General features: G+C 37.5%; 1 protein-coding gene. It reads right to left on the bottom strand.

Annotated features, from left to right (window positions below; genetic code table 11):
• Positions 1-258: 258 nt before the first annotated feature.
• On the bottom strand, positions 259-930 hold the full coding sequence (locus Q0590_RS37305; protein ID WP_302042780.1) for a hypothetical protein: 672 nt from the start codon (positions 928-930) through the stop codon (positions 259-261).
• Positions 931-1,232: the final 302 nt, after the last annotated feature.

Raw genomic sequence — 1,232 nt, 5'->3', positions numbered from 1 at the left:
TGAATTATAGAAAATAATCGATGTTACTTATTAGCAATAGTTACTTTAACCTCCCCTTTCAGGTTACTTAAAAATTGTATTTATTTAGGTGCAGTTATTGGTCCATCTTATATTAAGCAACTTTCTAGGACTTTAAAGAGCAATAAGTATTATTTTATAAGTAGATTCCTAATAGGAGTGCAAAATTTATAACAATTGCTAAACAGATGACCTATAGCCTTTTTTGAAGCACCTGTGATAGGTACAATGAAGATAAGTTTATTCCAGAAAGCAGGAAAAATAATTTTCTAGTAGCTCAATAGTGTGGGTACACTCAAGTAAATCATAGGGCACAATGGCTGAATTAGGCAGGGGAGTTTTTAATAGGTGCAGGCCAGCAATGGCCTTTCGACAGTATGTCTCATAGATGAAAACAAATTCTGTCCGTAAGATTTCTTTATCTTCTGCCGTTAAGTCACAGGTTTGGCTTTTTCTTAGAATCAGTTCTGCTCGATCAAAGCCTCTGGTCAGGGTCTTAATTGTCTGATTGTGGTTGATCAGCTCTTTCAACTCTGCCTGCACTTTCACATGCTCCAGTAAGAGTTGATCGCCCATCCAAGTCCATGGATGCATCGAAGTATTGACTTCTTTTAACAGGTCATCTAAGGCTAGCTCTAAGAGCTCAAGAGCTGTAAATTCATGTTGCAAGTCCCGCAATAAGCGCATCAGGGAATGGGCGTTGCGCAGCTGCTCATGTTTCTTTCTTTCCGCATAAAGCTCTCCTTTTAACTGTTTATTTTCTTCACTGATCGCTTTTTTCTTCATAGAAAGCCAGACCAGCTGCAGGCCTAAACAAAACAGGGCAAGATATAAGGGAATGACGACCAGATAACTGATAGCATTTACAAATAGCGTCGCTACAAATAGTATGTCCAGGTATACTGTCGCCACAAACAGGGATGCTTTTAATTAATTTGCTGTAAGATCTGCTCTTTATCTCAAGTAAAGAGGAGAATCAAAACTAACAACACTACTAGTATTGGCAGAGAGCTTTTAATTTCTTTTATAACAGATGTAAGATGGACCTAGCAAAACAGATTAGTTAATTTAATTACCCTTTTTTATTCCCATCAAAAGCAAAATTGGGCAAGAGGGGAAGATAATAGTTTCCAGTACTTTCCCTTCTTGCCCATATATAACAGTTTCAGGAAAGGGAGACAATATAGAACAGAGAGAACGATGAGAATGAAAAG

It is taken from the genome of Rhodocytophaga aerolata (assembly GCF_030503435.1).
In the GTDB taxonomy this organism is placed as follows: domain Bacteria; phylum Bacteroidota; class Bacteroidia; order Cytophagales; family 172606-1; genus Rhodocytophaga; species Rhodocytophaga aerolata.
The sequence above is the reverse complement of the archived record's forward strand: the minus strand, read 5'-3'. Positions and strand labels throughout refer to the sequence as shown.